Annotated in this window: 7 protein-coding genes; 5 read left to right on the top strand and 2 right to left on the bottom strand. The window is 55.5% G+C overall.

Annotated elements, in window-relative coordinates; all coding sequences use genetic code 11:
* Positions 1-38 precede the first annotated feature (38 nt).
* Entirely contained in the window at positions 39-371 is a 333-nt protein-coding gene (locus GXY01S_RS17725; RefSeq protein ID WP_110570473.1) for a 2OG-Fe(II) oxygenase, read from the top strand.
* An 81-nt stretch (positions 372-452) separates the two neighbouring features.
* Here the strand turns inward: GXY01S_RS17725 and GXY01S_RS16255 are convergent, their stop codons facing one another.
* Both GXY01S_RS16255 and GXY01S_RS16250 read right to left on the bottom strand, forming a co-directional pair.
* The gene (locus GXY01S_RS16255; RefSeq protein ID WP_053323822.1) at positions 453-893 is read right to left on the bottom strand and encodes a MucR family transcriptional regulator; all 441 of its coding nucleotides are present in this window, start codon (positions 891-893) and stop codon (positions 453-455) included.
* A 446-nt stretch (positions 894-1,339) separates the two neighbouring features.
* Positions 1,340-2,463 (bottom strand): IS3 family transposase gene (locus tag GXY01S_RS16250; RefSeq protein WP_162838768.1). Its coding sequence is split into 2 segments (ribosomal slippage): positions 1,340-2,235 and positions 2,235-2,463, totalling 1,125 coding nucleotides; the frame shifts between segments, so codons are not numbered across the junction.
* 290 nt (positions 2,464-2,753) lie between these two features.
* On the opposite strand from GXY01S_RS16250, the gene GXY01S_RS16240 reads away from it, so the two are divergent.
* From GXY01S_RS16240 to GXY01S_RS17715, 4 genes are all read left to right on the top strand, one after another.
* A complete protein-coding gene (locus tag GXY01S_RS16240) occupies positions 2,754-3,275 on the top strand; it encodes an RNA polymerase sigma factor (protein ID WP_053323819.1) in 522 nt (173 codons plus the stop codon).
* A 66-nt stretch (positions 3,276-3,341) separates the two neighbouring features.
* Positions 3,342-4,313 carry a FecR family protein gene (locus GXY01S_RS16235; protein ID WP_082267055.1) on the top strand — a complete coding sequence of 324 codons (972 nt, stop codon included), beginning with the start codon at positions 3,342-3,344 and terminating at the stop codon, positions 4,311-4,313.
* 114 nt (positions 4,314-4,427) lie between these two features.
* Complete coding sequence (locus GXY01S_RS17720; RefSeq protein ID WP_053323817.1) at positions 4,428-4,979, top strand: STN domain-containing protein; 552 nt, start codon at positions 4,428-4,430, stop codon at positions 4,977-4,979.
* 57 nt (positions 4,980-5,036) lie between these two features.
* Positions 5,037-5,234: transposase (locus tag GXY01S_RS17715; protein ID WP_174520993.1), on the top strand; the 198-nt coding region annotated here is incomplete at its 3' end.

Here is a 5,234-nt window from a genome sequence, read left to right as displayed (position 1 = left end):
ACCTCAATCATGACTGGAAGCCGGAATATGGCGGCCAACTGGAACTGTGGCAGAAAAATCCAACCCGGCCTGTCAGAAAAATTGTTCCCCGGTTCGGGCGCAGCGTTCTCATGCTCCAGTCGCCTGATTCATGGCATGGACACCCCCAGGCCGCGCGAACAGGATATCTGCGGCGGACACTCATTACATATTTTTACACGGCACCCAAAATAAAAGCTGACAGGACGGAACAAAGCACGATCTATCTATCCAACAGCAGACAATCGACCATGCAGAGAGCAGAAATATTCGTACGGAACATAATTCCGCATTTTGTTATTGATACGGCAAGATGGGTACGACACAGAAAACGGAAGCAAAATTTTAGATAATAGCGTTCGCGCGCTTCTTGCATGAGAAATGCTGCTATACTCATGCAAGGTGCATAACACACCCTCTAGGGGAGGGGGCTGTTAAGCCCCCTTTCTTCTACGGCCACGTTTAGCGATCTTTGGCTCGTGGGTTGCGGTAATCTCTCGTCCCAATCCCATCTCTCGCGCCAGTTCTGAGCGGCGATTGGCATAGTTAGGCGCGACCATTGGGTATTCCACAGGCAGGCCCCATTTTGCCCGATACTGTTCCGGCGTCATGCCATAGGCAACACTGAGGTGACGCTTGAGCATCTTCAGTTTTTTTCCGTCCTCAAGGCAGATAATGTAATCGGGAAATACAGACCGCTTAATAGGGACCGCTGGGGTCGGCAGCTCTGAAACAGGCTCCGCTTTCGGAGACAATGACTGGAATACGCTTGTAATCAGATAAGGCAGTTTTTCAGGATCAATCGTATTTTTCGACACATATGCAGCAACCATCTCTGCGGTGACAGATATGCGCCGATTCAGTTCCTCGTCCATGCTCGTTTCCTAACAAATAAATATAGACCCGTTTATGCACGGGGCATCGGGGAATGTGATCCTTTGTATATATTCCAGAGGACCATTTTCCTATATCTTAACTTAAGGAAGGTTTGGAATGTAAGATGAAAGTATCTGCTATGGTGGCTGCTATGTTGAGGGAAACCACTTTAGAAAAAGCTAGACAACGATCAGTGCATCATATTTACCGATGCCTCGATGCTAATCTTCTCGATAGTGCAATATTTTGGATGAAGGTTCGTGATCGACTGGATACCATCGCGGAAAGCGGTGAACTGCACTGATGCGACTTACCCAGCACACGGATTATGCCTTAAGGTCATTCTTCATTTAGCGCAAAGTTCCGACAAACGGTATACTGTGAGGTATGTTTCTGAGCATCACGGGATTGGAGTTGTGACGGTTTTGTGCCGGTCAGGCAGTGATTATGCCACTCTTGCTTCGAAAGCGAGGGGGCTGATGCCGCCCAGATATGAATGGCGTCGACGTGGATTGTAGAAACCATTGATATACTGGAAGATGGCGGCAGTAGCCTGACGGCGGGTTGGCCAGTTCTGTCTCCAGAGCCATTCCGCCTTCAGGCTTTTGAAAAATGTTTCGACAGCAGCGTTGTCGAAACAGTTTCCTTTTCCGGACATTGAAGCCAGCAGTCCATGGGCCAGCAGCTTTTTCTGGAAATCATAGGAGCCATACTGGCTGCCACGATCGGAGTGGAAAATGCAGCCGGGCGCCGGGTCACGCAGCCGCACCGCCATATCCAGGGCACGGATTGCCAGATCCTTTTTCATCCGGTCGCTTACGGCCCACCCGATCACACGACGACTGAACAGATCGATGACGACAGCGAGGTAGAGCCAGCCCTCGGCAGTCCAGATATAACTGATATCTCCTGCCCATTTCCGGTTGGGTCCATCAGAAAGGAAATCACCGTCCAGAAGGTTGGCCGCAATGTCAGACTGACGGTGGCTGTCGGTCGTCACCTTGTGGCGACGGGTGCGCACGGGCCGGATCCCGTTGTCCTTCATGAGGCGGCCAATACGACGTTCCCCGACATCAAGCCCGGCTTCCCTAAGCTCCATGGTCATGCGCGGCCGTCCGTAGGAGCCGTTGCTCAGGGCATAATGTTCACGGATATGCGCCAGTACCTTCAGATCGGTACGCTGGCGCTGACAGGCCGGTCGGGATGTCCAGGCCCGGTAACCCCGTGCCGAGACCCGCAAGACCTGGCACAGCCTCTCGATTGGCCATTCATGCCGATGTCCGTGGATGAAGGCGAACCTCATGGCTTTTGGCTCGCGAAGAACTGGATAGCTTTTTTTAGGATTTCCCTCTCCTCCCGCAGAATCCGGTTCTCCAGACGAAGACGTTCATTTTCGCGGGCCAGGTCACCCTGAGGCTCGGATGTCGGCCCGGTCGGACGGTACTCCACTATCCATTTACCCAGAGTAGATTTGCCAATACCAAGGTCGGCCGCAATGCGCGTGCGTGACAGCCCACTGCTCAACGCGATCCTCACGGCCTCGCGCTTGAAATCTTCCGTATGCTTCATGGTCTCGTCGGTCTCCTGATATGAGCTTAAAATGCTCGAAGGACCGGCACAAAACCGTTACAAGTCCACGTCCGTGAATCAGATTTCAGACCAGATCTCCTCGGCCAGGAAGGATATCCATTCGAACAGAAAATCATGAGCAGGCCAGCATCACTTGTCTGAAAGTGGAGGCTCCGATAGATAGAAGATAATAACTGTTCGCAACTTATCCTCATGAGATGAGTCTGGCGGAACACCAGGAAGACGGGCGGTCAGGATCATGAACATCCGGCCGAAGGGATACGGGCGTCATGTCGAACAACCTTTTCATACTGAATAATGTCTTCGCGGCCGAACGTAATGCATTGACCCGCCTGTTCCAGAAAATGAGTCGGACCATGGCAGCAGAAGATCTGCTGCAGACGCTCTGGCTGCGTATCCAGCGTGTGGGTGACAATCCGCCAATCCATAATGGACGGGCCTATCTGTACCGCCTTGCGTCCAATCTGGCGGTCGATCAGGGGCGTGCTGATGCCCGTATCGAGCGCCTGCAGGCTGAAGCGCGGTTGATCCTGTATGGAGATGAAAGCACGCCGGATGTGGAACAGGCGTTTCTGGCGCGCGAGGAACTGGAGCGCGTCATGGCCGCCGCCGAACGCTTGCCGGAACCGACGCGCACCATTTTCTGGCTGAACCGCATGAAAGACGTGCCGTTACGTGAGGTGGCGGTCATGCTGGGGGTTTCGCGCACGACTGTCGAAAAGCATATAAAGCGTGCAATCACCCTGTTGGGAGATGCGCGTAACAGTCAGGATGTTTCCCGTCAGGGATAAGGGAATGTGGGGCTTCGGAATGTCCCTGTCCTGCCAGGTCGGCCATAAACCCTTCCGAAAGCAGATATGACTGGTTCCAGCGCACCATCTGATCGCATAACGACTCAGGAAGCCCGGCACTGGATCGCCCGGCTGGCGTCGGGTGATATTACCGAACCCGAAATGGCGGCCTACAGGCGCTGGGTTGCGGATGTGCATCATCATGCGGTCTTTCAGCACGAACTGAAATTATGGCGTAGCCTTGACCGGATCGGGGACCATCTTGCCCCGCGGCTGCCTGTCGTACGGCAGTCCGTAATGCGACGGAGGCGCAGGTGTTGCGTCCTTGCCGCGTCGGGACTGGCTGCGGCTGCCTGTCTGGCTGCTTTTCTGGTTGGTCCTGACCTATGGATGCGGCTGCATGCCGATCACTGGACCGGGCATGAAATACGCGCCTTCACGCTGGCGGATGGCACACGGACTGTACTGGATGCCGATGCCGCCGTCGCGGTGCATTACGGGGTGAGAACGCGCACGATTGAACTGCTGCGCGGTCGCGCATGGTTTGACGTGCGCCATGACCCGACCCGTCCCTTTCGGGTTGAGGCCGCAGGCAGCGTGACGGAGGACATCGGCACCGCGTTTGAAATCGATCCCCATGCGGATGGTAAGATCGAGACGACCGTGGAAAGCGGGATGGTGCGTGTCTCCACGCGTGAGGGGGGACAGTCCATCACCCTGACGGCAGGGCAGCGCGCGGTGTGGCAGGGCACAGGCCAGATCACCCGGCAGGGGGATGTGGCTGTGGACACGGTGGCGTCATGGCGGGACGGGCAACTTATGCTGACGGCGGTGCCCGTGCATATGGCGGTTTCAACCATCGCCCGGTACCGGTCGGGCATGACGCTGGTCGTGGACCATCTGGATGACCTGCCTCCTGTCACGGCATTGGTGGATGTGCGCAGACCCGACGATGCGCTGGGTGCGCTGGCGGCCGGAACACATCTCAGATTGTATCATTTGCCCGGCAATATCGTGCTGGTGCGGCGGAGTGGCTGAAAAAAAACACGAAGGGGGTTAGGCAGGCCGCCCGTGGAAACGTCATAGGAATGTAAGGGTTAATAACGACTCTCATTTGCATTCGTGTCTGTCGTTTTCATGAAGGATTTTCACTTGTCGCATATCGCTCCGGCGGGACGTCGCATTACAATCCCCATGGCATTGGCGCTGGGCACTGCGCTTTCAACTTTTGGTGGGCCATCTGCGCTGGCACAGCAGGCACAGGCGGGCAGGGCAGGTGTCATGCACCTTGACATCGCGCGACAGCCGTTGGGAGCTGCATTGCAGAATTTTTCACGTAGAACCGGCGTGCAGGTGGTCTATACCTCCTCCATTGAATCCGGCATCGTCTCGCCAGGTGTCAGTGGGGATTATGACCCCATGACCGCACTCGCACATCTTCTGTCCGGCACCGGTGTTACCTTCCGCCAGACAGGGACGAACAGTATCACGCTTGCGCCTGCGGCAGCTCCCATTACTCTGGGGCCCGTGCGGGTGGGGGGAGCCGCTGCACCAAATGGACCAGTTGGCTCCCTCAATACTGAACAGATCACGGTCATCGGGACACCGCCGCGTTTTCTGGCCCATGCGTCCCATGCCGGTACGAAAACGGACACGCCTCTGATCGACGCGGAAATCTCACGGAAGGGTTGTACATCGGGTTAGATTATGAAAAAGTCTGTTTTGCACAAAAGAAATTTCCATAATCATCAAGAAAACCCGATGCAGACAGAGTGTAGCGCAGGCGCGTATGAGTTTCCAGCCTCCTGTGGACGGCGTGTTGTGGCCCGTTTTGACGGGGGTCGCATGAGTTCGGATGGGGGCGTCATTCTGGTGAAGCAGGCTGATGACATTCTGGGTCTCAGCCGCCGCTTTGCTGCCTGTTTTCGCGATAAGCGGCATCCCGGCTTTGTGGAATAC

The sequence above is a fragment of the Komagataeibacter xylinus NBRC 15237 genome (genome assembly GCF_001571345.1).
GTDB classification, from domain to species: domain Bacteria; phylum Pseudomonadota; class Alphaproteobacteria; order Acetobacterales; family Acetobacteraceae; genus Komagataeibacter; species Komagataeibacter xylinus.
Note: the sequence above shows the minus strand (reverse complement) of the source record. Positions and strands in the feature narration are given on the sequence as shown.

Excerpts from the sequence above, each read along its gene's own strand:
- GXY01S_RS16255 (WP_053323822.1), bottom strand. The coding sequence starts at position 893 with ATGGACGAGGAACTGAATCGGCGCATATCTGTCACCGCAGAGATGGTT.
- GXY01S_RS16240 (WP_053323819.1), top strand. The coding sequence starts at position 2,754 with ATGTCGAACAACCTTTTCATACTGAATAATGTCTTCGCGGCCGAACGT.
- GXY01S_RS16235 (WP_082267055.1), top strand. The coding sequence starts at position 3,342 with ATGACTGGTTCCAGCGCACCATCTGATCGCATAACGACTCAGGAAGCC.